The 23625-nt window shown below is 73.4% G+C and carries 21 protein-coding genes and 1 tRNA gene; 5 read left to right on the forward strand and 17 right to left on the reverse strand.

Annotated features, from left to right (window positions below):
- Window position 1 precedes the first annotated feature (1 nt).
- Complete coding sequence (locus tag IE245_RS23375; RefSeq protein ID WP_189950731.1) at window positions 2–1165, reverse strand: energy-coupling factor ABC transporter permease; 1164 nt, start codon at window positions 1163–1165, stop codon at window positions 2–4.
- 180 nt (window positions 1166–1345) lie between these two features.
- On the opposite strand from IE245_RS23375, the gene IE245_RS23380 reads away from it, so the two are divergent.
- Window positions 1346–1696: an SsgA family sporulation/cell division regulator gene (locus IE245_RS23380; RefSeq protein ID WP_189950734.1), complete on the forward strand. Its 351-nt coding sequence runs from the start codon at window positions 1346–1348 to the stop codon at window positions 1694–1696.
- A 94-nt stretch (window positions 1697–1790) separates the two neighbouring features.
- Here IE245_RS23380 and IE245_RS23385 read toward each other — a convergent pair whose 3' ends face one another.
- Both IE245_RS23385 and IE245_RS23390 read right to left on the reverse strand, forming a co-directional pair.
- Window positions 1791–3950: an MMPL family transporter gene (locus IE245_RS23385; protein WP_189950736.1), complete on the reverse strand. Its 2160-nt coding sequence runs from the start codon at window positions 3948–3950 to the stop codon at window positions 1791–1793.
- 106 nt (window positions 3951–4056) lie between these two features.
- Window positions 4057–4629 carry a TetR/AcrR family transcriptional regulator gene (locus tag IE245_RS23390; protein WP_189950738.1) on the reverse strand — a complete coding sequence of 191 codons (573 nt, stop codon included), beginning with the start codon at window positions 4627–4629 and terminating at the stop codon, window positions 4057–4059.
- 182 nt (window positions 4630–4811) lie between these two features.
- On the opposite strand from IE245_RS23390, the gene IE245_RS23395 reads away from it, so the two are divergent.
- Window positions 4812–8117, forward strand: coding sequence for a S41 family peptidase (locus IE245_RS23395; protein ID WP_189950740.1), 3306 nt, complete (start codon window positions 4812–4814; stop codon window positions 8115–8117).
- Here IE245_RS23395 and IE245_RS23400 read toward each other — a convergent pair.
- The 5 genes from IE245_RS23400 to IE245_RS23420 form a co-directional block, all read right to left on the reverse strand.
- Window positions 8060–8584, reverse strand: a complete 525-nt coding sequence (locus tag IE245_RS23400; protein WP_189950742.1) for a GNAT family N-acetyltransferase — start codon at window positions 8582–8584, stop codon at window positions 8060–8062. The genes IE245_RS23395 and IE245_RS23400 overlap by 58 nt on opposite strands.
- A 200-nt stretch (window positions 8585–8784) precedes the next feature.
- Window positions 8785–8967 carry a hypothetical protein gene (locus IE245_RS23405; RefSeq protein WP_189950743.1) on the reverse strand — a complete coding sequence of 61 codons (183 nt, stop codon included), beginning with the start codon at window positions 8965–8967 and terminating at the stop codon, window positions 8785–8787.
- 121 nt (window positions 8968–9088) lie between these two features.
- On the reverse strand, window positions 9089–9970 hold the full coding sequence (locus IE245_RS23410) for an SDR family oxidoreductase (RefSeq protein WP_189950746.1): 882 nt from the start codon (window positions 9968–9970) through the stop codon (window positions 9089–9091).
- The gene (locus IE245_RS23415; RefSeq protein ID WP_189950748.1) at window positions 9967–10860 is read right to left on the reverse strand and encodes an alpha/beta fold hydrolase; all 894 of its coding nucleotides are present in this window, start codon (window positions 10858–10860) and stop codon (window positions 9967–9969) included. Before IE245_RS23415 ends, IE245_RS23410 begins: the two co-directional genes overlap by 4 nt.
- Entirely contained in the window at window positions 10857–12416 is a 1560-nt protein-coding gene (locus IE245_RS23420) for a flavin-containing monooxygenase (RefSeq protein ID WP_189950751.1), read from the reverse strand. Before IE245_RS23420 ends, IE245_RS23415 begins: the two co-directional genes overlap by 4 nt.
- Before the next feature lie 171 nt (window positions 12417–12587).
- On the opposite strand from IE245_RS23420, the gene IE245_RS23425 reads away from it, so the two are divergent.
- The gene (locus IE245_RS23425) at window positions 12588–13211 is read left to right on the forward strand and encodes a MerR family transcriptional regulator (RefSeq protein WP_189950846.1); all 624 of its coding nucleotides are present in this window, start codon (window positions 12588–12590) and stop codon (window positions 13209–13211) included.
- 8 nt (window positions 13212–13219) lie between these two features.
- Here the strand turns inward: IE245_RS23425 and IE245_RS23430 are convergent, their stop codons facing one another.
- Complete coding sequence (locus tag IE245_RS23430) at window positions 13220–14023, reverse strand: exodeoxyribonuclease III (RefSeq protein WP_189950754.1); 804 nt, start codon at window positions 14021–14023, stop codon at window positions 13220–13222.
- Between the two features lie 50 nt (window positions 14024–14073).
- Between IE245_RS23430 and IE245_RS23435 the strand changes: the two genes are divergently transcribed.
- Window positions 14074–14559 carry a GNAT family N-acetyltransferase gene (locus IE245_RS23435; protein ID WP_189950755.1) on the forward strand — a complete coding sequence of 162 codons (486 nt, stop codon included), beginning with the start codon at window positions 14074–14076 and terminating at the stop codon, window positions 14557–14559.
- A gap of 148 nt (window positions 14560–14707) precedes the next feature.
- Here IE245_RS23435 and IE245_RS23440 read toward each other — a convergent pair.
- From IE245_RS23440 to galU, 7 genes are all read right to left on the reverse strand, one after another.
- Window positions 14708–14784 (reverse strand) — tRNA-Ala (locus tag IE245_RS23440).
- A gap of 89 nt (window positions 14785–14873) precedes the next feature.
- A complete protein-coding gene (gene sepX / locus IE245_RS23445) occupies window positions 14874–15905 on the reverse strand; it encodes a divisome protein SepX/GlpR (protein ID WP_189950757.1) in 1032 nt (343 codons plus the stop codon).
- A 164-nt stretch (window positions 15906–16069) separates the two neighbouring features.
- Complete coding sequence (locus IE245_RS23450) at window positions 16070–16690, reverse strand: GNAT family N-acetyltransferase (protein WP_189950759.1); 621 nt, start codon at window positions 16688–16690, stop codon at window positions 16070–16072.
- Window positions 16687–17196, reverse strand: coding sequence for a MogA/MoaB family molybdenum cofactor biosynthesis protein (locus IE245_RS23455; protein ID WP_189950849.1), 510 nt, complete (start codon window positions 17194–17196; stop codon window positions 16687–16689). Before IE245_RS23455 ends, IE245_RS23450 begins: the two co-directional genes overlap by 4 nt.
- 77 nt (window positions 17197–17273) lie before the next feature.
- Window positions 17274–17759, reverse strand: a complete 486-nt coding sequence (gene moaC, locus IE245_RS23460) for a cyclic pyranopterin monophosphate synthase MoaC (protein WP_189950761.1) — start codon at window positions 17757–17759, stop codon at window positions 17274–17276.
- Between the two features lie 59 nt (window positions 17760–17818).
- Window positions 17819–19120 (reverse strand): molybdotransferase-like divisome protein Glp, encoded by a 1302-nt coding sequence (gene glp, locus IE245_RS23465; RefSeq protein ID WP_229851466.1) that lies wholly within the window; start codon window positions 19118–19120, stop codon window positions 17819–17821.
- Between the two features lie 73 nt (window positions 19121–19193).
- Complete coding sequence (galU, locus tag IE245_RS23470) at window positions 19194–20105, reverse strand: UTP--glucose-1-phosphate uridylyltransferase GalU (protein ID WP_189950766.1); 912 nt, start codon at window positions 20103–20105, stop codon at window positions 19194–19196.
- Between the two features lie 117 nt (window positions 20106–20222).
- Between galU and IE245_RS23475 the strand changes: the two genes are divergently transcribed.
- Window positions 20223–20807, forward strand: a complete 585-nt coding sequence (locus IE245_RS23475) for a 5-formyltetrahydrofolate cyclo-ligase (RefSeq protein ID WP_189950768.1) — start codon at window positions 20223–20225, stop codon at window positions 20805–20807.
- Here the strand turns inward: IE245_RS23475 and IE245_RS23480 are convergent, their stop codons facing one another.
- The gene (locus IE245_RS23480; protein WP_189950770.1) at window positions 20808–23537 is read right to left on the reverse strand and encodes a penicillin acylase family protein; all 2730 of its coding nucleotides are present in this window, start codon (window positions 23535–23537) and stop codon (window positions 20808–20810) included.
- Window positions 23538–23625 lie beyond the last annotated feature (88 nt).

Here is a 23625-nt window from a genome sequence, read left to right on the forward strand (position 1 = left end):
GTCAGACCCGGGCGCCGGTGTCGGCGGCCCGTCCGCGGCGGCGGGCGGCCCAGAAGGCGCCGGTGCCGACGGCGAGGGTGAGGCCGACGCCGATGACGCCGGCGAGGCCGCCGGAGAGGCGGGCGGATTCGACGCCCTTGACGCCGTAGTCGGCGAGCGGGGAGTCGGCGGTGGCGTGCTCGTACTCCTCGGCCTTGGCGTCGATGCCCTGGTCGGCGGCGACCTTCTCCAGGCCGTCGGGGCTGGCGGAGGCGTAGAAGGAGACGACGCCGGCGAGGACGAGGGCGGTGACGACCCCGCCGATCCAGAACTTCCTCGGGCTCCTCGTGGCGGGGGCCCCGGCGGGGGCGGGGGTCCCGGCCGGCGCGGGGGGCGCGTCGACCAGCTCGCCGTCGGCGCGGAGCTTCGGCGCGTCGACCAGCTCGCCGTCGGCGCGGAGCTTCGGCGCGTCGACCAGCTCGCCGTCGACGCGGAGCTTCAGCGGGGCGGTGAGGCCGCGGGCGCCGTGGACGAGGTCGGGGCGGACGGCGAGGACGGCGCCGACGGTGAGGGCGGTGATGACGGCCTCGCCGATGCCGATGAGGACGTGGACGCCGAGCATCGCGGTGAGGACCTTGCCGATCGGCACGTCGGTGGTGCCGCCGATCGCGTAGATCAGGGTGAAGGCGGCGGCCGAGGCCGGTACGGAGACGAGCGCGGCGACGAAGGTCGCGGCGGTCACGCCGCCCCGGGTGCGGGGCAGCACGAGCCGCAGGCCGCGGAAGAGGAGGTGGGCGGTGACGACCGTCACCACGCCCATGACGGTGATGTTGACGCCGAGCGCGGTGAGGCCGCCGTCGGCGAAGAGGACGCCCTGCATGAGCAGGACGACGGCGATGCACAGGACGCCGGTCCAGGGCCCGACGAGGATCGCCGCGAGCGCCCCGCCGAGGAGGTGGCCGCTGGTCCCGGCCGCGACGGGGAAGTTGAGCATCTGGACGGCGAAGACGAAGGCCGCGACGAGGCCCGCGAGCGGGGCGAGCCTGTCTCCTCCGAGGTCTTCGGCCCGGGGGTGGCCCCCCAGTTCCTTGCGCGCTCCGCGCAGGCTCACGGCGACGGCCGCCGCGGCGGCGACGCCGGCGGCGGCCGACACGGGGGCGTTGATGAATCCGTCGGGTACATGCACGAACCGAATGATGAGCGCAGCTGCAAAAGACGTGCAAGAGCGCCCGGATGGCAAGACGCCGGATGTGAGGCCGGACACGTCACGAGTGACCATCCGGTGACCGGGGAAGAATGCGACATCAAGGAATAAAACGACTCAACCACGGCCTGCGGACCCGGCCACGACCTGAGGAGCCACCCCATGCGCGCCGTCGAGGACCACGCCCGAGGCCGCCTGATCAGCGACGACGGACCGGTCGCCCGGGGCGTCCCGGTCGCCCTCCGCTACGACCCCGGCTTCTCCCCCGCCACCGTCCGCTTCGTGCTGCCCGGCGGCGTCGAGTGGTCCTTTCCCCGCGCCCTCCTGGAGGACGGGCTGCGGGAGCCCGCGCACCGGGGCGACATCGCGGTGTGGCCGTGCGGGCGGGTGCAGACGGTCGTCGAGTTCCACGGCCGGGACGGGGTCGCCGTCGTCCAGTTCGACAGCACCGCCCTGACGCGGTTCCTGGAGCACACGTACGCCGCCGGCGCGTCGTCGCTCACGACACGCTGACGGCGTACGACCGCGTCGGCTCCCCGTCCCCACAGGTCCCGGCGCGGTCCGGGGCGCACCCCCCGCTCAGGGGCGGCCCCGGGGTTCTCGGGGGCTAGGCCTTCACGAGGTCGGGCTTCGGGGCCTCGGCGTCGTGGGCGGCCAGGCCCTCGCCCTCCACGTCCACGTTGGGCAGCGCCCGGTCCAGCCACTTCGGGAGCCACCAGGCCTTGTGGCCGAGGAGCGCCAGGACGGCCGGGACGATCGCCATGCGGACGACGAAGGCGTCGAAGAGGACGGCGACGGCGAGGCCGAAGCCGATCATCTTGATCATCTGGTCGGTCATCCCGATGAAGCCGGAGAAGACCGCGATCATGATCACCGCGGCGGCGGTGACCACCCGGGCGCTGTGCCGGAAGCCGGTCACGATCGCCTCGCCGGGCCGCTCGCCGTGGACGTACGCCTCGCGCATCCGGGTGACGAGGAAGACCTCGTAGTCCATCGCCAGGCCGAAGACCACGCCGACCATGAAGATCGGCATCATCGACATGATCGGGCCGGTCTGCTCGACGCCGAACAGGCTGCCCAGCCAGCCCCACTGGAAGACCGCGACGACGGCGCCGAGGGCGGCGACCACCGAGAGCAGGAAGCCCAGGGCGGCCTTGAGCGGCACCAGGACCGAGCGGAAGACCACGGTCAGCAGGACGAAGGCGAGGCCGACGACGAGGGCCAGGTAGGGCACCAGGGCGTCGTTCATCTTCTGCGAGAAGTCGATGTTCATCGCGGTGGCGCCGGTGACGAGGACCTCGTCGCCGGTGGCGTCGCGGATGTCGTGGACGAGGGTCTCGGTGGCGCCGGAGGACGGGCGGTCCTTCGGTATCACCGTGATCATGGCGGCGTCGCCGGCCTTGTTCGGGGTGGCCGGGGTGACGGCGGCGATGCCGTCGAGGCCCTTGATGGTGGAGACGGTCCGGTCGGCGGTGGCCCTGTCGCCGTCGACGACGACGAGCAGCGGGCCGTTGAAGCCGGGGCCGAAGCCGTCGGAGAGCAGGTCGTAGGCGCGGCGCTCGGTCGCGGAGACCGGCTTCACGCCGTCGTCGGGCAGGCCCATCTCCAGGGAGGCGGCCGGGATCGCGATGGCGCCGAGGCCGATGACGCCGGCGAGGAGCACGAAGAGCGGGCGGCGGATGACGAAGCGGGCCCAGCGGGTGCCGGCGTTCGGCTTCGCGTCCTTCTCCGGGGCTGCGGCCCCCTTGCGCTCCTTGCGGCCGATCACCTTGTCGCCGGCGAAGCCGAGCAGCGCCGGGATCAGGGTGAGGGCGATCAGGACGGCGATCACGACGGTGCCGGCGGCGGCGAAGCCCATCTTCGTCAGCATCGGGATGTTGACGACGGCGAGGCCGACGAGGGCGATGACGACGGTGAGCCCGGCGAAGACGACGGCCGAGCCGGCGGTGCCGGTGGCACGGCCCGCGGCCTCCTCCTTGCCGCGCCCGTCGGCGAGCTCGGAGCGGTAGCGGGAGACGATGAAGAGGGCGTAGTCGATGCCGACGGCGAGGCCGATCATCATCGCGAGCGTGGAGGTCGTGGTGCCGAGGTCCAGGACGCTCGCGAGCGCGGTGATCGTGGAGACGCCGATGCCGACGCCGATGATCGCGGTGAGCAGCGGCAGTCCGGCCGCGACGAGCGAGCCGAAGGTGAGGACGAGGACGATGCCGGCGACGACCACGCCGACGATCTCGCCGGCGCCGGTCTCGGGCATGGTCTGGAGGGCGTCGCCGCCGAGCTCGACGGTCAGGCCCTTGCCCTGGGCCGCGTGACCGGCCTGCTTCAGGGCCTCGCGGGTCTCGTCGGTCAGCTCCATCGCGTTCACCTCGTAGGCGACGGAGACGTAGGCGGTGGAGCCGTCCCGGGAGACGGCCTGGGCCGTGTACGGGTCGGTGACGGAGACGATCTGGTCCGAGCCGGACTTCAGCGCGGCGACGGTCTCCTCGACGACGGCCTTGGGGGCCGCGTCGGTCATCTTCCCGCCGTCGGGGGCCTTGAAGACGATCCGGGCGGTGGCGCCGTCGGCGCCGGCGCCGGGGAAGCGCTCCTCGAGCAGGTCGAAGGCGCGCTGGGCCTCGGTGCCGGGGATGGAGAAGGAGCTGGAGGTCGCGGCGGGCGCGGTGGCGGCGCCGACTCCGGCGAGCGCGAGCAGCGCCACCCAGAGGAGGGCGACGAGCCGTCGGCGCCGGAAGGCGGCGCGGCCCAGCTTGTACAGGAAGGTGGCCACGGGTGCGTACTCCCATTGTGGGGCGGGACAGGGCATGGGGAGCCGGCCCGACGGCGTGAGCGGTGCGCAGTCAGGTGGAGCTGGGGACTTGCGGGTGGTTGCCGGGTCAGACGCCGAGGGCGGGGAGCACGACGGCGTCGACGTAGCGGGCGAGGAAGGCGTGGTCGACCGGCTGGTCGTCGATCAGCGGGCGGGCGACGAGCGCTCCGATGAGCATGTGCGGGACGAAGTCCAGGGCCGGGTTGTCCGGCGGGACCTCGCCCCTGCGGACCGCGCGGCGGAGGAACTCGGCGAAGCCGTTCAGCTCGGGTTCGATGAGCAGCTCGCGCAGCGCCTGGTGCAGGTCCGGGTGGGTGTGGACGGCATGGGCCAGACCCCGCATCAGCGCGGTGTCCTTCTCCATCTGGCAGTCGTCGGCGAGGTCCAGGAGCGCCTGGAAGTCACCGCGCAGGGATCCGGTGTCGATCGCGTCGAAACCGGACGGCTTGTTGTGGCGCAGGGCCGTGGCGACCAGCTCCGGCTTGCTCCCCCACTGGCGGTAGAGGGTGGCCTTGCTGGAGTGGGTGCGGGCGGCGACGGCGTCCATGGTGAGGGCGTCGTAGCCGACCTCGCGGAGGAGGTCGAGCACGGCCGCGTACAGCTCGGACTCCCGCTCGGGAGTGAGTCTGCTGCGGGCCATGTGCGGACCTCCGGTCTACGGGGACGAGCAGGGCGAACGAAACGGTTTCGTACTCTGCGTACGATACGAAGGTACCCCGTCCGCCAGCGAAACGAAACCGTTTCGTACGTGGCCTGGGCCACATCGCCCTCCGTACGCCCGTACGAGTTGCCGCGCCCCCTCCGCGCGGAAAGCATGAACGGGTGAGTGACGACGTGGCCTACCTCCGCTTCCCGCACCTCCACGACGACCTGCTGTGCTTCACGGCCGAGGACGACCTCTGGGTCGCCCCGCTCGTCCCCGACGGACAGAGCCCCGGCCGCGCCTGGCGGCTCACGGTCGACCGCACCCGGGCCGGGCACCCCCGCTTCTCGCCCGACGGCCGCCACATCGCCTACACGAACTGGCGCAGTCTCGATCCCGAGATCCACCTCGTGCCGGTCGACGGCGGCCACGCCCGCCAGCTCACCCACTGGGGCTCCTCCGACACCCGGGTCTGCGGCTGGTCGCCGCCGGACAAGGACGGCCGCTCCGACATCCTCGCCGTCTCCTCGCACGGCCAGCCCTTCTCGTACTTCTCCTGGTCCTACACCGTCGCCACCGACGGCTCGCCCGGCGGCAGGATGCCCTGGGGCCCGGTCTCCGACATCGCCGTCCGGGACGTCGACGGCGAGCGCCGCACCCTCCTGCTCACCGGCACCCCGCCGCACGAGCCGGCCTCCTGGAAGCGGTACCGGGGCGGCGCCACGGGCCGCCTCTGGCTCCACGGCGAGCGCCTCCTGCCGGACCTCCGCGGCCACCTCGCCGACCCGATGTTCGTCGCCGCCCCGCCCGGCGAGACGGGGTACCGGATCGCCTTCCTCTCCGACCACGAGGGCGTCGGCAACCTGTACTCCTGCCGCCCCGACGGCACCGACCTGCGCCGCCACACCGACCACGCCGACTTCTACGCCCGGCACGCCTCCTCCGACGGGCACCGGGTCGTCTACCAGTGCGCCGGACAGCTGTGGATCGCCGACGACCTGAGCGCCGGCGCCGAACCGCGCCGCCTGGAGGTGCGGCTCGGCGGGCAGCGGGCCGGCCGCCGCCCCCACCAGGTGCCCGCCGCCCAGCACGTCGACGCGCTCTCCGTCGACGAGACCGGCCGGGCCAGCGCCGTCGGGGTGCGCGGCAGCCTGTACTGGCTCACGCACCGGGACGGGCCCGCCCGGGCCATCACCGACACCCCCGGCGTCCGCGTCCGGCTCCCCGAGATGCTCGGCAGCGGCGGCCAGATCGCCTACGTCACCGACGCCGAGGGCGAGGACGCCGTCGAGATCGCCTACCTCCCCCGGGCCAGCGGCGACCGGCCGCCGCGCCGGCTCGCCGCCGGGGAGCTCGGCCGCGTCGAGGAACTCGTCGCCGACCCCGACGGCGAACGGCTCGCCATCGCCTCGAACGACGGCCGCCTCCTCCTCGTGGACGCGACCGAGGAGTCCGACGGAGAGGTCACCGAGCTCATCCGCTCCGTCAACGGCCCCGTCCGCGACCTCGCCTTCTCCCCCGACGGCGCCTGGCTCACCTGGTCCCACCCCGGCATCGGCCGCTCCCTGCGCTCCATCAAGCTCGTCCGCATCTCGGGGCCCGGCCCGCGCACGGTCATCGACGTCACCAACGGCCGCTTCGAGGACGAGAACCCGGTCTTCACCAGCGACGGCCGCTACCTCGCCTTCCTCTCCTGGCGCGGCTTCGACCCGGTGTACGACGTCCACACCGGCGACCTGTCCTTCCCGCTCGGCTGCCGCCCCTACCTGGTGCCGCTCTCCTCCGCGACCCCCTCCCCCTTCGCGCTGCTGCCCGACGGCCGCCCGGCGGCCGGCGGACTCGACCCGGCCGACGACGGCGCCGACAGCGGCGACGGCACGGTCACCGTGGAGATCGAGGGCCTGCCCGACCGGGTCACCCCCTTCCCCGTCGCCGCCTCCAAGTACTCGGCCCTCGCCCCCGTCACCGGCGGCGGCCTCGTCTGGCTGCGCTGGCCCATCTCCGGCGCCCTCGGCGAGACCTTCGCCAACCCGGCCGACACCTCGGGGCGCCCCACCCTGGAGCACTTCTCCGTCACCAAGGCACGCCGCACCGAACTCGCCCGCGACCTCGACTGGTTCGCCGTCAGCGGCGACGGCAGCCGGCTCGTCGTCTTCGACGAGGGCGAACTGCGGGCCGTCCCCGCCACCGAGCCCGGCGACGGCGACTCCACCGTCTACCTCGACCTGCGCCGCATCCTCCACCAGGTCGACCCCGGCGCCGAGTGGCGCCAGGCCTACGACGAGGCCGGACGGATCGTCCGCGCCTACTTCTGGGAGCCCGGCATGGGCGGCGTCGACTGGACGGCGATCCTCGACCAGTACCGGCCGCTGCTCGAACGGGTCGCCTCCCCCGACGAGTTCGCCGACCTGCTCCGCGAGGTCATGGGCGAACTCGGCACCTCCCACGCCTACGTCACCCCGGCCCGCCGCAACGAGGGACCGCCGCACTACCAGCGCCCCCAGGGCCTCCTCGGCGCCAACCTCGTGCCCCGCGACGGCGACTGGGTCGTCAAGCGGATCCTGCCCGGCGAGTCCTCCGACTCCAAGGCCCGCTCCCCGCTCGCCGGCACCGGCATCCGGGAGGGCGACGCCCTCACCCACGTCGACGGCCGGCCCGTCGACCCCGTCCGCGGCCCCTACCCGCTGCTCGCCGGCACCGGCGGCACCACCGTCGAGCTCACCTTCGCCCCCGCCGGCGGCGAGGGCCGCTCCCGCCGCGTCGCCGTCGTCCCGCTGATCGACGAACGCCCGCTGCGCTACCAGGACTGGGTCGCCAAACGCCGGGCCGTCGTCCGCGAGCTGAGCGGCGGGCGGTGCGGCTATCTCCACATCCCCGACATGGGCGGCTCCGGCTGGGCGCAGTTCAACCGCGACCTGCGGATGGAGGTCTCGCGGCCCGCCCTCATCGTCGACGTGCGCGGCAACGCCGGCGGCCACATCAGCGAACTCGTCGTCGAGACCCTCACCCGGAAGATCATCGGCTGGGACCTCACCCGCAACGCCCAGCCCGTCAGCTACGCCTCCAACGCCCCGCGCGGCCCGGTCGTCGCCCTCGCCGACGAGGCCACCTCCTCCGACGGCGACATGATCACCGCCGCCTTCAAGCTCCTCGGACTCGGCCCCGTGGTCGGCCAGCGCACCTGGGGCGGGGTCGTCGGCATGACCGGCCGCCACAAGCTCGGCGACGGCACCTGGATCACCGTCCCCATGAACGCCGCCTGGTTCACCGAGTGGGGCTGGTCCGTGGAGAACCACGGCGTCGAACCCGACCTGGCCGTCCTGCGCACCCCGCTCGACTGGGCCGAGGGCCGGCACGCCCAGCTCGACGACGCCGTCCACCGGGCCCTCGCCCTGCTGGAGTCCGAGCCGGCGGCCGGCCCGCCCGGCTACGAGTCCGTGCCGGACCGCTCCCGCCCGAAGCTGCCGCCGAGGTCCAGCTCGTAGGCGATCGCGGACTCCCCGGTCTTCAGCGTCTCCCTGCCGACCGCGCCGAAACCGACCCGGGCGAGCACCGCCCGGGACGCGGCGTGCTCCGGCGACGCCTTCGCGTACAGCCGGCGCAGCCCGTACTCCTCCACGGCGAGCCGGCACACCTCCCGCACGCCCCGGGTGGCGAGGCCCCGGCCGGCGGCCGACTCCGCGATCCGGTAGCCGAGTTCGGCCGCGCCGTCGGCGAGGTCGATGAGGTTGACCCGGCCGACGATCCGCCCGTCCTCCTCCACGAGGACGTGGAAGCGGATGGTGCCCTCCTCCTGCTCGTCGAGGAGGGCCTCGTGGCGGGCGGCGAAGTCGGCGAAGTACGCGTCCCCCCGGTCGGGCACGCTGGCGGCGAAGTAGGCGCGGTTCTCCCGCTCGAAGGCGAGCAGGGCGGGCGCGTGGTCGGGACGGAGACGTTCGAGTACGACGGACATGAGGGGAGCGTACGAAGATCCACGCGCGGACGCCCGCGAGTTGAACGGTTCCGGCCACACGACGACCGGTCCCGGCCGCACGCCCGGAAGGGGCGACCGGCGTCCCGGGCACACGCCCGGAAGGGGCACCCGGCGTCCCGGGCACACGCGCGGAAGGCGCACCCGGCGTCCCGGGTGCGCCTTCCGTCACAGGACGGGCGTCAGGCCTCGTCGCGGCCGGTGCGCTCGCGCAGCTCCCGCTCGGCACGCTCCTTGGCGTCCGGCGTGCCCTCGCGCTCCTGCCGGGCGCGCTCGGAGGCCTCGTCCTTGGGGTTGCCCATGGCCTTCTTCGCGCGGTCCTGGAGCTCCTGCGCCTTGTCCTGGAACTGGTCCTTGATGCCCATGAAGGTTCACTCCTAGTAAGGGTGTGAGGGGGCCGGGGCGGTGCGCCCCGGGGCCTCGACCAGCCTTGCACGAGCGGACATTCCACGCATTTCGATCAGTCACGGTCCGTGTGCGGCGGCCTCACGGCCTCCCCGTACGGGCCTGCTCGTCGGCCGCGCCGCCCGCGCCCACCAGGCCCTTGGAGACCGTGGCCAGGCGGGGCCCGAAGCGGGCCACCTCCCGCTTGCCGACGGTGGCGATGAGGCCGGGCAGGTAGCCGCGGACGGACTGCATCCCGCGCAGCCACCACTGCGCGTACACGTGGGCCGAGCGGCGCTCGATGCCCTCGACGATCCGGTCGACGGCCGGGCCGAGCGGGTACGTGCGGTTCGAGGGCCACGGCAGCCGCTGCCGCAGCTCCTTCATCACGTCGTCCTGGTCCGCGCCGCGCACCATGTCGGTGTCGGTCCAGGAGAGGTAGCCGACGCCGACCTTCACGCCCTTGTAGGCGACCTCGGCGCGCAGGCTGTGCGCGAAGGCCTCGACGCCGGACTTGGAGGCGCAGTAGGCGGTCATCATCGGGGCCGGGGTGATCGCGGCGAGCGAGGCGATCTGGAGGAAGTACCCCCGGGACTCCATGAGGACCGGCAGGAAGGCGCGGCCGGTGACCGCCCCGCCGATGAGGTTGACCTCGATGACCCGCCGCCAGGCGACCGGGTCGGAGTCGACGAACGGGCCGCCGGCCGCGACGCCGGCGTTGGCGACGACGACGTCGACCTTCCCGAAGCGCTCCTTGACCTCGGCGGCGACCCGGGCCATCGCCTCGTGGTCGGTGACGTCCGCCTCCCACCAGTCGGCCTCGGTGTGCAGCCGTCCGGCGACCTCCTTGAGGAGCTCGGGCTCCAGGCCGACGAGGGCGATCTTCGCGCCGCGCGCGGAGAGCTTGCGGGCGAGGAGTTCGCCCACGCCGCGGGCGCCGCCGGTGACGACCGCGACCTGCCCTTCCAGGCTGATCCTGCTCATACCCCTGCCTCCTTGCCGGTCGGACGCGCACCGAGGTAGGTGAGCGTCAGTTCGCGGATCTGCGCGGTGACGGCCTCCGGGGCCTCGACCGGCGTCATGTGGCCCATGCCGGCCAGTTCGGTGAGTCCGGTGCAGTGCGGCAGCGCCTCGGCCATGGCCCGGGAGTGGGCGGGCGGGGTGAGCCGGTCGGCGGTGCCGACGAGGACGGCGGTCGGGACCCGCAGGTCGCGCAGGCCCGCCTCCAGGTCGAGGTGGGCGAGCACCTGCGACCAGCCGTAGCGGGACGGGCGCGGGCAGGCGTGCACGATCCGGGCGCAGGCGTCGACCCGCGCGGGCGCCGAACCGGGGCCCATGGTGGCGTACTTGAGGATCCTCTTCGAGAGGCCGTTGACGGGTCCGAGCGGCGCCTTCGAGCCGAGGACGGCGCCGGTGAGCCGGGTCCGCAGGCCGCCGGGCCCGAGCGGCACGACGGTGGCCTCGGCGGTGAGCCGGGACGGGCCGGTGGAGCAGAGCAGGACGGCGGCGGCGTGCTGGACGAAACCGGGCCGGCCGGCCGCGGCCATGATCGTCATGCCGCCCATGGAGTGGCCGGCGAGCACGGCCCGCTCGCCGGGCCCGAGGGTGGCGGCGAGCACCGCCTCCAGGTCGTCGGCGAGCGCGGTGGTCGAGTAGCCGCCGTCGGCGGGGACGGGCGAACGGCCGTGGCCGCGCTGGTCGTAGGCGACGACCCGGTGGTCGACCGCCAGGTCCCGTATCTGCTCGGCCCAGAAGACGGTGGAGCAGGTCCAGCCGTGGGCGAGGACGACGGCGGGCGCGCCCTCGGGGCCGTACACCTCGGCGTGCAGCTCGGCGCCGTCGGCGGAACGGACGGTCAGGGTGCGGGCGTTCACGAGGCGGCCTCCTTCTTGCGGGCGGCGCGGGCGGCGGCGTCGACGGTCCCGGCGGCCTTCGGCGGCTCGGCGGCCTTCAGGGGCTTCGGGGCGCGGAGGACCTCGTACTCGGAGAGGTCGACCTGCCGGGTCTCGCGGCGGAACTCGCCGGTGGTGCCGGGCCAGAGGGTGGTGTTGCGGCCGTTGGCGTCGAGGTACCAGCTGTCACAGCCGCCGGCCTTCCAGACGGTCCGCTCCATGCGGTTCTGGACCTTGCGGTTCCAGGCGTTGACGGCGGAGGGGCGGACCGCGAGGGCGGCCCGGCCGCCGAGCACGTCCAGCTGGCGGAGGTAGTCGGCCATGTAGTTCAGCTGGGACTCGATCATGAGGATCATGGAGGAGTTCCCGAGGCCGGTGTTGGGCCCGATGATCGTCATCCAGTTGGGGAAGCCGGCGGCGGTGGCGCCGCGCAGCGCCTCCATGCCGTCCTTCCAGACCTCGGCGAGCGAGCGGCCGTCGGCGCCGATGACGCGCGGGGCGATCGGCATGTCGGTGACGTGGAAGCCGGTGCCGAAGATGATCGCGTCGACCTCGGTCTCGGTGCCGTCGGAGCCGACGACGACGTTGCCGCGGACCTCCTTCAGGCCGCCGGCGACGACGTCGACGTTGGGCTGGGCGAGGGCCGGGTAGTAGGTGTTGGAGAGCAGGATCCGCTTGCAGCCGATGCGGTACGAGGGCGTGAGCCTGGCCCGCAGCGCCGGGTCCTTGACCGCCCGGGCGATGTTCGCCTTGGCGAGCTTCTCGACCAGGCCCAGCTCGCCGGGGTGCTTGGTGAAGGCGCCGACCTGGAGTTCCCGGATGCCCCACAGGATGCCGCGGCGCAGGGTGGCCGTGGCGGGCAGCTTGCGGTGCAGCCAGCGCTCGGGGCCGCTGATGGCGCGGTCCATGCGGGGCATGACCCACGGGGGCGTGCGCTGGAAGAGGGTGAGCCGGGCGACCTCGGGCTGGATCGAGGGCACGATCTGGATGGCGGAGGCGCCGGTGCCGACCATGGCGACCCGCTTGCCCCGGAGGTCGTAGTCGTGGTCCCAGCGGGCCGAGTGGAAGACCTTGCCGGTGAAGCCGTCGAGCCCCGGGATGTCGGGGATCTTCGGGTCGGAGAGCGGGCCGGTGGCGGAGACGACGACGTCGGCGGAGAAGCTGCCGCGGCCGGTCTCGATGTCCCAGCGGAGTTCGTCCTCGTTCCAGGCCATCTTCGTGACCTCGTGGTTCAGGCGCAGGTGCGGCCGGAGCCCGAAGGTGTCGGTGACGTGCTCCAGGTAGGCCCGGATGTGGCGCTGGCCGGAGAAGGTCCGGGGCCAGTCGGGGTTGGGCGCGAAGGAGAACGAGTAGAGGTGGGAGGGCACGTCGCAGGCGCACCCGGGGTAGCTGTTGTCGCGCCAGGTGCCGCCCACGGAGTCGGCCCGTTCCAGGACGACGAAGTCGGTGATCCCCTCGCGGCGCAGCCGGACGGCGGCCCCGAGCCCACCGAACCCCGATCCGATCACCGCCACCCGAACGTGCTCGTGCTTCGCCATGCCGCCTCCCGTGCGCCCGGCCAAGATTCCGCCAGCAATCACTGGCACAGTCGGACTGTAGAGCAGCTCCATACCGAGCGGTAGGGGTCGGGCGAGGGAAAGTTACCGGCGGTACAACATAGGCTGGCCGGTGTGGCAGATCGATCAGGGAACCCACCCCACGAGTACCGGATGACGGAGCTGGCCGAGGCGGCCGGCATCACCGTCCGCACGCTCCGCTTCTACCGCGAGCGCGGCCTGATCCCGCCGCCCCGCCGCGAGGGCCGCATCGCCTGGTACGACGACCGCCACCTGGCCCGCCTGCGCACCATCGCCGCCCTCCTCGAGCGCGGCCACACCCTCACCGGCATCGCCGACCTCACCACGGCCTTCGAATCCGGCCGGGACGTCGGCGAGGTCCTCGAACTCGGCTCCCCCACCGAGGAGGAACCGGTCCGCCTGACCCCCGAGGAGCTCGCCGACCACTTCGACGGCGAGGTCACCCCGGAGAACCTCGCGGCCGCCCTGGACCTCGGCTACCTGGCGACCGACGGCGAGGAGATCGTCCACATCAGCCGCCGTCTGCTCGACGTCTCCGCGGCCCTGGTCCGCGAGGGCGTCCCCCTCGCCGAGGTCCTGAGGGCCGGCGCGCGCGTCCGCGAGCACGCCGAGGCCCTCGCCGAGCTCTTCACCGAAGCCCTCGGCCCCCATGTGAAGGACGCCGACGTGCAGCGCCTCCGCCCGCTGGCCAAGGCCGTCGTGGACGCCGAGCTCTCCCTGGCCCTCGACCGCCGCCTGCGCGCCCCGGGGACCTGACGGCGGGCCTACAGGTCGTACACCGCCGTGACGGGCGCGTGGTCGCTCCACCGCTCCCCGTGGGTCGCGGCCCGCTCCACGAACGCCTTCACGGCCTTCGCCGCCAGGCCCGGCGTGGCCATCTGGTAGTCGATCCGCCAGCCCGTGTCGTTGTCGAAGGCGCGGCCCCGGTAGGACCACCAGGAGTACGGCCCCTCCTGCTCCGGGTGGAGGGCCCGCACCACGTCCACGTACCCGCCGTCGGCCTCCTCCAGGACCCGGGAGAGCCACGCGCGCTCCTCGGGGAGGAAGCCGGCGCTCTTGCGGTTGGCCTTCCAGTTCTTGAGGTCGGCCTCGCGGTGGGCGATGTTCCAGTCGCCGCAGACCACGACCTCGCGGCCGTCGGCGGCGGCGCGGACCCGCAGCTCCTTGAGGTAGGGCAGGAACGCGTCCATGAAGCGGTACTTCTCGTCCTGCTTCTCCGTCTCGGCCTCGCCGGAGGGCAGGTAGAGGCTGGCGACGGTGACACCGGGCAGGTCCGCCTCGATGTAGCGGCCGGAGCCGTCGAACTCGGACGACCCGAAGCCGACGCGGACGGCGTCGGGCTCGCGCCGCAGGTAGAGCGAGACGCCGGCGCGGCCCTTGGCGGCGGCGGGGGCGTGGGCGGTGAACCACCCCTCGGGGCTCCGGACCTCCTCGGGCAGCTGCGCCTCCTCGGCGCGCACCTCCTGGAGCAGGACGGCGTCGGCGGGGGTCTCCGCCAGCCACTCGACGAAGCCCTTCTTGGCGGCGGCGCGGAGACCGTTGACGTTCGCGCTGGTGACAGTGAACATCCCGGGAGAATACCGACACCCGCCTCTCGCATACACGTACGATCGTCGCCATGCGCATCGAGCCCACCCCCTACGACCACCCCGATTCCGTGAAACTGCAGGACGAAGTGCTGGCCGAGTACGTCGTCCGCTACGGCGACGACGAGGGCGACGCCACACCGCTCGACGCCTCGATGTTCGCCCCGCCGCGGGGCCTCTACCTCCTCGCGTACGACCCCGAGGGCCGCCCGGTCGCCAGCGGTGCCTGGCGCGGCCAGGAGGAGAACGAGGAGGGGTACGCGGACGGCGACGCCGAGCTGAAGCGCATGTACGTCATACCCGAGGCCCGCGGCCTGGGCCTGGCCCGCCGCATCCTGGCCCTCCTGGAGGACGACGCCCGCGCCGCCGGCCGCACCCGCATGGTCCTGGAGACCGGCACCGAGCAGCCCGAGGCCATCGCCCTCTACACCTCCAGCGGCTACGCCCCCAGCCCCGCCAAGTTCGGCCACTACCGCGACCACGACAGCAGCCTCTGCTTCGTGAAGCCGCTGGCCTGACGGCCCGTCCCCCGCCGCCCGGGACGACTCCGCGACGGGCTCGGCACTCCCTTGCCGGGCCCGTCGCCCTCCGCACTCCGACCGGGACACGGACGAACGACGAAGATCCCGCCCGATCTTTCGATCGGACGGGATCTTCGTCTTCCGCTGGTGGACCTGAGGGGATTCGAACCCCTGACCCCCTCGATGCGAACGAGGTGCGCTACCGGACTGCGCCACAGGCCCCTGCGACGTGTGAAACATTAGCATCCCGGTCGCCGAGAAGAAAAATCGCTTACGCCGCAGGTCAGATGAGGCCCCGCGCGGGGCCTCCGTCATTCGTTGGCGGCACGGGGGCGCTCGTCGTCCGCGCGGTCGGCGTACTGGTCGAAGAGCGGGGTGCGGCCGTGGTCCCGGCCGCGGCGCGGCGGGGCCTGGCGGCGGCGCGGCGCCGGGGAGGCGGCCGGGGGCTGCTCGGCGGCCGTGGAGGAGCGGGCGGCGCTCCAGGTCTCCGGGTCGGTGACGTCCACGCCGTTGGAGGCGCGCGGGGCGACCGGCGCGGTGACGTACGTGGGCAGCGGCACCGGCACCGGGTCCCAGCTGTCGCCGCGGGCCGGGCCGCGCTCGCGCTGCTGGTCCACCCACTCGGCGTGGTCGGTCTGCTCGACCAGGGCGCGCCGGTCGGCCTCCTGCGGGGAGACCGTCGGCGCGGGCGACGGCTCGGGCTCGGGCGCCGACGCGGCGGCCCGGCGGGTCTCGCGGAGCCGGACGGCGGCGGCCTCGGCGCGGCGCCGGTCCATCACGTACACGAAGCGGCGGCGCTCCTGTCCGCGCAGGTGGACGATGTAGGCGCTGAGCAGCACGGCGGGGACGCCGGGCGCCCAGAGGAAGGCGACGCCGCCGACGGCGGCGACGACGGCCCCGAGGGTGAAGGCGGAGAACAGCACGATGGTGGTGCGCCGGCGCCGCGCCAGGGCCTTGCCGCGGCGGGCGCGCTCGGCGGCGCTGCGGGCCGCCGGGGCGGGCGCGGCCTCGGGCTGCGGGGCGGGCTCGGGGAGTTCGAGGCGCGCCTCGGTCCTGGCCGGAGGCGCGGCGAAGGCCCGGACGTCGACGGAGCTCAGGTGCTCGGTCGCCGCGTCCGGGTCCGCGTCGGTCGCCGCCTCCAGGGCCGTACGGTCCCGCTCGCGGAGCTCCTTGGCGTACCGGCGCTCCATGCCCGCCCGTCCGGACAGGAGCCGGATGGCGGTGCTGAAGCGTTCCGTCGGACGGGCCTCGTTCAGCTCGTCCTGCCTGCGGAGCCACATCGGCACCAGGTAGGCGGCCCAGGCCCCGACGATGACTGCGTAGATGAGGCCGCTGCTGCTCACGCCTCACACGGTAGAGGGGTTCGCGACGGGGCATCGGCCAATTGGCCCGGTGTGTCGCACGATCTGGCTGATATCACTGAACTTTTTTGTGATTGTTCAGATCGATCGCTGTTCATATGCCGCTGAAATTCGAACAGTTATGTGAATAGCCGTGTTCACGGAGACTAGACGGCGTCCCTGCGCCGCGTGCGGTGCCAGCGGGCCAGCAGCCCCTCCGGGATCTCCTCCGCCGTCAGCGCGAAGACCAGGTGGTCCCGCCAGGCGCCGTCGATGTGGAGGTAGCGCGGCCGCAACCCCTCCTCCCGGAAGCCGAGTTTCTCCACCACGCGCCGCGAAGGGCCGTTCTCCGGCCGGATGCAGACCTCCATCCGGTGCAGACCGACCGTGCGGAAGCAGTGGTCGGTGGCGAGCGCGACCGCCGTCGGCATCACCCCGCGCCCGGCGACCTCGCTGTCCACCCAGTAGCCCACGTGCCCGGAGCACATCGAGCCCCAGGTGATCCCGGCGACCGTCAGCTGCCCGGCCATCCGGCCCCGGTACTCGATGACGAACGGCAGCATCCGCCCCGCGTGCGCCTCCGACCGCAGGTGGCGCACCATCTGACGGTACGTGGGGCGCCGCGCGGGCGGCATGCCGGGCGCGGGCGGCGGCACCGTCGCCTCCCAGGGGCGCAGCCACTCGCGGTTGCGGTGGTTCACCTCCCGCCACTCCCGCTGGTCGCGCATCCTTATCGGGCGGAGCACCACGTCTCCGTCGACGAGGACCGCCGGCCAGGCCGGGGTCATGACGCCGGGCCCGCTTCCGCCGGTCTCGGGTGGTCGCCGCCGCGGATCTGGTCCACGGCGTGCCGCAGCAGCGGCTCCAGGACGGCGAGCCCGTCCCGCACCCCGCCGGTCGATCCCGGCAGGTTGACGATCAGCGTGGAGCCCGCGACCCCGGCGAGACCGCGGGAGAGCGCCGCCGTCGGCACCTTCTCCCGGCCGTACGCCCGGATCGCCTCCGGGATGCCGGGGACGTGCCGCTCCAGGACCCGGGCGGTGACCTCGGGGGTCTCGTCGGTCGGCGAGATGCCGGTGCCGCCGGTCGTGAGGATCACGTCGTACCCGGCCGCGATCCCGGCGCGGAGGGCGGCCTCGACGGGCGCCCCGTCCGGGACGACCCGCGGCCCGTCGACGGCGAAGCCCATCGCGCGCAGGCCCTCGGCGATCAGCGGGCCGCCCTTGTCCTCGTAGACCCCGGCGGAGGCGCGGTTGGAGGCGGTGACGACGAGCGCCGCGTACGGCGTGACCAGGGCACCGCCGCCGGCCGCGGGCCCGTGGCCGCCCCCGTGTTCGTGGTCGTGGGCGCCCGCGACCCGGCCGCCGCGCGTCACGCGTCGTCCCGGGTCCAGTGCCCGGACTTGCCGCCGGTCTTCTCCTCCACCCGCACGTCGGAGATGACCGCGCCCTTGTCCACCGCCTTGATCATGTCCACCACGGTCAGCGCGGCCACCGAGACGGCGGTCAGCGCCTCCATCTCGACCCCCGTGCGGTCGGTGGTCCTCACCGTCGCCAGGATCTCCACGGCGTCGTCCGCGACCGTGAGGTCGAGCGTCACCCCGGACACGGCCAGCGGGTGGCAGAGCGGGATGAGGTCCGGGGTCTTCTTGGCGCCCATGATCCCGGCGATCCGGGCGGTGGCCAGCGCGTCGCCCTTCGGCACGCCCTCGCCGCGCAGCAGCTCGATCACGCGCGGCGAGACGAGCACCCGTCCGCTGGCGCGCGCCGTGCGGGACGTGACGTCCTTCGCCGATACGTCGACCATGCGGGCGGCGCCCGCCTCGTCGATGTGGGTGAGGCCTTGCTGCGTGCTCATCGCCGTGACACTCCCGGTCGCTGTGTGGGACGACACACCGTACCCCCGCGCCGCCCCCCTCAGCCGAGGAGGACCACGTCCAGCTCGTCGCCGGGGGCGGCCGTGTCGCGGTCCTCCGGGACGACGAGCAGGCAGTCCGCGTGGGCGAGGGCGGCGATCAGGTGCGAGCCGGCGCCGCCCACGGGGGTGACGGTGCCGGACTCGGGGTCGTACGTCCCCCGGAGGTACTGGCGGCGGCCGGACGGCGAGGACAGCGGCGCGTCGGCCTTCAGGGTCGCGCGGACGACCGGGCGGTGCAGGTCCTCCAGGCCCATCAGGGCGCGGATGGCGGGCCGGACGAAGAGCTCGAAGGAGACGTACGAGGAGACCGGGTTGCCCGGCAGGGCGAGGAGCGGGATCTGCTCGTCGCCGACCGTGCCGAAGCCCTGCGGCTTGCCGGGCTGCATGGCGAGCTTGCGGAAGTCGACCCGGCCGTCGGCGGTCAGCGCCTCCTTCACCACGTCGTAGGCGCCGACGCTGACGCCACCGGTGGTGACGACGAGGTCGGCCCGGATGAGCTGGTCCTCGATGGCGGCGCGGAGCGACTCGGCCTCGTCGGCGACCGCGCCGACCCGGTAGGCGAGCGCGCCGGCGTCGCGGGCGGCGGCGGCGAGCGCGAAGCTGTTGGAGTCGTGGATCCGGCCGGGGCCCAGCTCCTCGCCGGGCTGGACGAGTTCGCTGCCCGTGGAGAGGACCACCACGCGCGGGCGGGGGCGGACGGTGACCGTGCCGCGGCCGATCGCGGCGAGCAGGCCGAGCTGCGGCGGCCCGAGGACCGTGCCGGCCGCGAGGGCGAGCTCTCCGGCCCGCACGTCGCTGCCGGCCCGGCGGACGTGGGCGCCGGCCTCCGCCGCGCGGTGCACCCGCACCTCGCCGGCGGCGCCCTCGGGGGCTCCGCTCGCGGCCCGCATGCCGGTCGCCGCACCCTCGCCCGCGCCGCCGTCGGTCCACTCGACGGGGACGACGGCCTCGGCGCCGGGCGGCAGCGGGGCGCCGGTCATGATCCGGGCGGCCTGCCCGGGGCCGACCTCCGGCAGGCCGTCCGCGCCCGCGGCGACGTCGCCGATGACGGTGAGGACCGCCGGGTGCTCCTCGGTCGCGCCCGCGACGTCGGCGACCCGGACCGCGTACCCGTCCATGGAGCTGTTGTCGAACGGCGGCAGGGCGACCGGCACCGTCACGTCCTCGACCAGGACGCACCCCTGGGCGTCGAGCAGCTGGAGCTCGATCGGGTCGAGGGGGCGGACGGTCGCCAGGATGTCGGCCAGGTGCTCGTCGACCGACCACAGGTCGCGGGCCGGTTCCGCGCAGGGGTCGCCCACCGCGTGGTCGTGGCCGTGGCCGTGACCGTGGCCCCGGGGGTCCTGGGACGGTGCCGTGTCGCTGCTCAAGGTCCTACATCTCCTCGTTGACGTATCTCCGGAGCCAGTCCCGGAAGTCCGGTCCCAGATCCTCACGTTCGCACGCGAGTCTGACAATGGCACGCAGATAGTCGCCGCGGTCGCCGGTGTCGTAGCGGCGGCCCTTGAAGACGACGCCGTGCACCGGACCGCCGGGCTTCTCGTCGCCCGCCAGCTTCTGCAGGGCGTCGGTGAGCTGGATCTCGCCGCCCCGGCCGGGCTCGGTCTCCCGCAGCGTGCCGAAGATCGCCGGGTCGAGGACGTAGCGGCCGATGATCGCGTAGTTGCTGGGCGCCTCGGCCCGGTCCGGCTTCTCCACCAGGTCCGTCACGCGCACCACGTCGCCGTCGACGGTCTCCTCGACCGCCGCGCAGCCGTACAGGTGGATCTGGGAGGGCTCGACCTCCATCAGCGCGATGACGCTGCCGCCGTGCCGCTCCTGGACGTCCACCATCCGCGCGAGCAGCGGGTCGCGCGGGTCGATCAGGTCGTCGCCGAGGAGGACCGCGAAGGGCTGGTCGCCGACGTGCGGGGCCGCGCACAGCACCGCGTGGCCGAGGCCGCGGGGGGCGCCCTGGCGCACGTAGTGCATGGTGGCGAGGTCGTTGGACTCCCGCACCTTGGAGAGCCGCTCGTCGTCGCCCTTGCGGCTCAGCGCCTCCTCCAGCTCGTAGTTCCGGTCGAAGTGGTCCTCCAGCGGACGCTTGTTCCGGCCGGTGATCATGAGCACGTCGGAGAGTCCGGCGGCGACGGCCTCCTCGACGACGTACTGGATCGCCGGCTTGTCGACGACCGGGAGCATCTCCTTGGGGGTCGCCTTGGTCGCCGGCAGGAAGCGGGTGCCGAGGCCGGCCGCCGGGATGACAGCCTTGCTGATCCGGCCGAGCCGCGGGAACGACTGATTCATGCAGGCACCATAGCTGCTGGGGAATGAGAGAAAGATGTGCTTCCGATTAACTTTCTCCCGATAAAGCCTGTTACCAGAGATTTCCGAGGGGCCGCTGTGCAGAATGACCATCCCGAGTTGTCCGAAAAGGCCCTGCTGCGCCGTCGGCTGCTCGACGCACGCGCCGCCCTCTCCCCCGAGGCCCTCGCGCGGACCGCCGGGGCGCTGGCCGGGCACGGCGTCGACCTGCCCGAGCTGGCCGGCGCCGCCACCGTCGCCGCGTACGTCTCCGTGGGCCGCGAGCCCGGCACCCGCGCCCTGCTCGACGCGCTCCACGCGCGCGGGGTGCGGGTCCTGCTGCCGGTCCTGCTGCCCGACAACGACCTGGACTGGGCGGTGTACGAGGGGCCCGGGGCGCTCGCGAAGGCCGGCCGCGGCCTCCTGGAGCCGACCGGTCCGCGGCTCGGCCCGGACGCCGTGTGCACGGCGGACGCGGTGCTGCTGCCGGGGCTCGCGGTGGACGCGCGCGGCATGCGCCTCGGCCGGGGCGGTGGCTCGTACGACCGGGTCCTCGCCCGGCTCGCGCGGGCCGGGAAGGACCCGGCCCTGGTGGTGCTCCTCTACGCGGACGAGGTGGTCGCGCGGGTCCCGGAGGAACCGCACGACCACCCCGTGCACGCGGTGGTCACCCCGGAGGGGGCGACCCGTTTCGGCCGTTCCTGATCACGGCTTGAGCGTCAGCGTGTCCTTCGCCGCCGCGTCGACCGCCGCCTTGCCGTAGGCCCAGTCGTACAGCTCGCCGTCGGCCCAGGCGTCCGTCTGGTCGGTGTAGTTGTCGTGGAAGGCGTGGCCGGAGGCACCGGTCAGGTTGATCCACCGGGACCTGTCCCAGTCGCCGACGTTGACGACCATCCGCATCGACGGCACCCAGATGACCTCGTAGCCGCCGGCCGCGTTCCAGCCGGTGGCGTCGACGGCCGCCTCGCCGCCGCCGAGGTTCCACGGGCCGCGGTTGAGCAGCCGCTGCACCGCGCCGGGCCCGGCGGTGCCGAGGGTCTGGTTCTTCAGGGTCAGCTGGTGCAGCCGGCCCCAGCTCCAGGTGGAGACGTCCTTGCCGAGCTTGGCGGTCAGCTCCCAGCGGGCGTCCTTCATGGCGCGGGCGAGCAGCTGGTCGCGGGTCTCGGTGGCCGGGTCGGTGCGGGTGGCGGGGGTCTTCCACCACTCGCTCTTCTCCTGCCCCAGGAGCGGGCGGACCACCTCGTACCAGCGGTCGCCGCCGTCCGGCTGCGCGGAGTCGGCGTCGCGCTCGCCGCACTCGCGGACCAGCTTGTTCTGCTCGTCGACCGGGCCGGTGGCGTCGACCGGGCGCACGTTGATGCAGTCGCCCTCGGCGCGCACCTCCTTGGGCAGCTTGTCGCCGAAGGAGAGCTTGAGGACGTTGCGCCAGACCGCGTTGAAGTACGCGGCGGCGGCCGAGTCGGGCTCCTGGGTGTAGTCCCAGCCTTCGAGGAGCTTCTGCGCCTCGCGGACGTGGGGGTCGGAGATGTCGACCTTCAGCAGCAGCGGGTTGAGCAGGGTGGCGATCTCGCTGCGGTTGTCGGTCTGCATGGTCCGCATGTCGTCCGGCGAGATCTTGCCGCCGTCCTTGGTCTTCGACTCGATGAGGTCGTTGATCCGCTGGCTGCGGGAGCCGTAGCCCCAGTCCTCGGTGAGCAGGTCGGGGTACTGCTCCGGGGAGATCACGGCCTGGTTGGCGGTGACGATGTAGCCGCGCTCGGGGTTGTACTCGTACGGCAGCTGCTCGAAGGGGATGTAGCCCTTCCAGCGGTAGCGGGAGTCCCAGCCGGGGGCGGGCAGGGTGCCGTCGCCGGTGGCGCGGCGCGGGATCTTGCCCGGGGACTGGTAGCCGATGTTGCCCTTGGTGTCGGCGTAGACGAGGTTCTGCGAGGGGACCTCGAAGTTCTTCGCGGCGGCCCGGAACTGCTTGAAGTCCTTGGCGCGGTTGATCGCGAAGATGGCGTCCATGGACTTGCCGGGCGTCAGGGCGGTCCACTGGAGGGAGACGCCGTAGCCGGTGGAGCGGTCGGGGGCGGAGTTGCCGACGGGGGCGGTCTGCCCGACCTTCTCCAGCTCGGCGGAGCGGTCGGAGACCAGCGGGCCGTGCTCGGTGGAGCGGATGGTGATGGGCCGGTCGCGGCCGCCGGCGACCTTGATGACCTCCTCGCGGGTGTCGAACGGCTTGACCTTGCCGTCGACGAGGTAGCCCTCGGGGCTGACCTTCTCCAGGTAGAGGTCGGTGACGTCGGCGCCGAGGTTGGTGAGGCCCCAGGCGATGGTGTCGTTGTGGCCGATTATCACGCCGGGCATGCCGGAGAAGGTGTAGCCGGCGACGTCGTAGCGGCAGGTCGCGGAGACCGAGCGGCAGTGCAGGCCCATCTGGTACCAGAGGGACGGCAGCATCGGCGCGAGGTGCGGGTCGTTGGCGAGCAGCGGCTTGCCGGAGGTGGTGAGGTTCCCGGAGACGACCCAGGAGTTGGAGCCGATGCCGTTGCCGTTGGGGCCGAGGAGGGCCGGGACGGAGTCGAGGACCTCGGAGAGGCCGGAGAGGGCGGCGAGCTGGGGGCTCGCGCCGCCGGAGCCCGTCCCCGTCCCCGTGCCGTCCTCGGACTCCTCGTCCTTGCCGGCCTTCGGGTCGAACTTCTTCGTCACCGGGTCGACCGCGCCGCGGTCGACGATCGGCTGGTGGAGCTCGTACGGGTACTCCGGGTACAGCTGCTTGATCTGGGCCGGGGTCAGCCGGCTGGTGAGCAGCGAGCGGTCGATCTCGTCCTGCATGTTGCCGCGCAGGTCCCAGGCCATGGCCTTGAGCCAGGCGACCGAGTCGACCGGGGTCCACGGCTCGATGGTGTAGTCGTTGGTGAAGGAGAGGGCCGCGTACTCGACGGAGACGTCCTTCGGCTCGCGGTCCTTCAGGTAGGCGTTGACGCCCTCCGCGTAGGCCTGGAGGTACTTCTTCGTCTCCGGCGCCAGGACCTTGTCGTACTCCTGCTGCGCGACCTGGCGCCAGCCGAGGGTGCGCAGGAAGGCGTCGGTCTCGACCTGGCCCTCGCCGAACATCTCGGAGAGGCGGCCGGCGGTGAGGTGCCGGCGGACGTCCATCTCGTAGAAGCGGTCCTGCGCCTGGACGTAGCCCTGCGCGCGGAAGAGGTCGGTCTCGTTGTCCGCGTAGATCTGCGGGATGCCGAGGGCGTCCCGTTTGACCTCGACGTCGCCGGACAGGGAGTCGATCCTGACCTCGCCGGTGGTCTGCGGGAACGAGGCGCGGACGGTGCCGACTCCCCACCAGCCGCCGAAGGCGACGGCCCCGACCAGCGCAAGGACCAGGAGCAGGACGATCAGGCGGGCGCGCCTGCCTTTCTTCTTGGCGGGGGGCGCGGTCGTGTTGGAGGGCATCGCTGTCCTTCGAGGGGCAGGGTGGTCCTGGAGTACGGGAGCAACCTTAGGCGCAGCGCCCGGGCGCCCTGGACTCGGTGTCAGGGAG

It is taken from the genome of Streptomyces roseolus, from assembly GCF_014649855.1.
Lineage (GTDB): Bacteria > Actinomycetota > Actinomycetes > Streptomycetales > Streptomycetaceae > Streptomyces > Streptomyces roseolus.

What these genes read in the sequence shown, in the direction of transcription:
- IE245_RS23380 (WP_189950734.1), top strand. Translation starts at nt 1,346, where the DNA reads ATGCGCGCCGTCGAGGACCACGCCCGAGGCCGCCTGATCAGCGACGAC.
- IE245_RS23390 (WP_189950738.1), bottom strand. Translation starts at nt 4,629, where the DNA reads ATGGCCCGCAGCAGACTCACTCCCGAGCGGGAGTCCGAGCTGTACGCG.
- IE245_RS23400 (WP_189950742.1), bottom strand. Translation starts at nt 8,584, where the DNA reads ATGTCCGTCGTACTCGAACGTCTCCGTCCCGACCACGCGCCCGCCCTG.
- IE245_RS23405 (WP_189950743.1), bottom strand. Translation starts at nt 8,967, where the DNA reads ATGGGCATCAAGGACCAGTTCCAGGACAAGGCGCAGGAGCTCCAGGAC.
- IE245_RS23410 (WP_189950746.1), bottom strand. Translation starts at nt 9,970, where the DNA reads ATGAGCAGGATCAGCCTGGAAGGGCAGGTCGCGGTCGTCACCGGCGGC.
- IE245_RS23420 (WP_189950751.1), bottom strand. Translation starts at nt 12,416, where the DNA reads ATGGCGAAGCACGAGCACGTTCGGGTGGCGGTGATCGGATCGGGGTTC.
- IE245_RS23425 (WP_189950846.1), top strand. Translation starts at nt 12,588, where the DNA reads ATGACGGAGCTGGCCGAGGCGGCCGGCATCACCGTCCGCACGCTCCGC.
- IE245_RS23430 (WP_189950754.1), bottom strand. Translation starts at nt 14,023, where the DNA reads ATGTTCACTGTCACCAGCGCGAACGTCAACGGTCTCCGCGCCGCCGCC.
- IE245_RS23435 (WP_189950755.1), top strand. Translation starts at nt 14,074, where the DNA reads ATGCGCATCGAGCCCACCCCCTACGACCACCCCGATTCCGTGAAACTG.
- IE245_RS23450 (WP_189950759.1), bottom strand. Translation starts at nt 16,690, where the DNA reads ATGACCCCGGCCTGGCCGGCGGTCCTCGTCGACGGAGACGTGGTGCTC.
- moaC (WP_189950761.1), bottom strand. Translation starts at nt 17,759, where the DNA reads ATGAGCACGCAGCAAGGCCTCACCCACATCGACGAGGCGGGCGCCGCC.
- galU (WP_189950766.1), bottom strand. Translation starts at nt 20,105, where the DNA reads ATGAATCAGTCGTTCCCGCGGCTCGGCCGGATCAGCAAGGCTGTCATC.
- IE245_RS23480 (WP_189950770.1), bottom strand. Translation starts at nt 23,537, where the DNA reads ATGCCCTCCAACACGACCGCGCCCCCCGCCAAGAAGAAAGGCAGGCGC.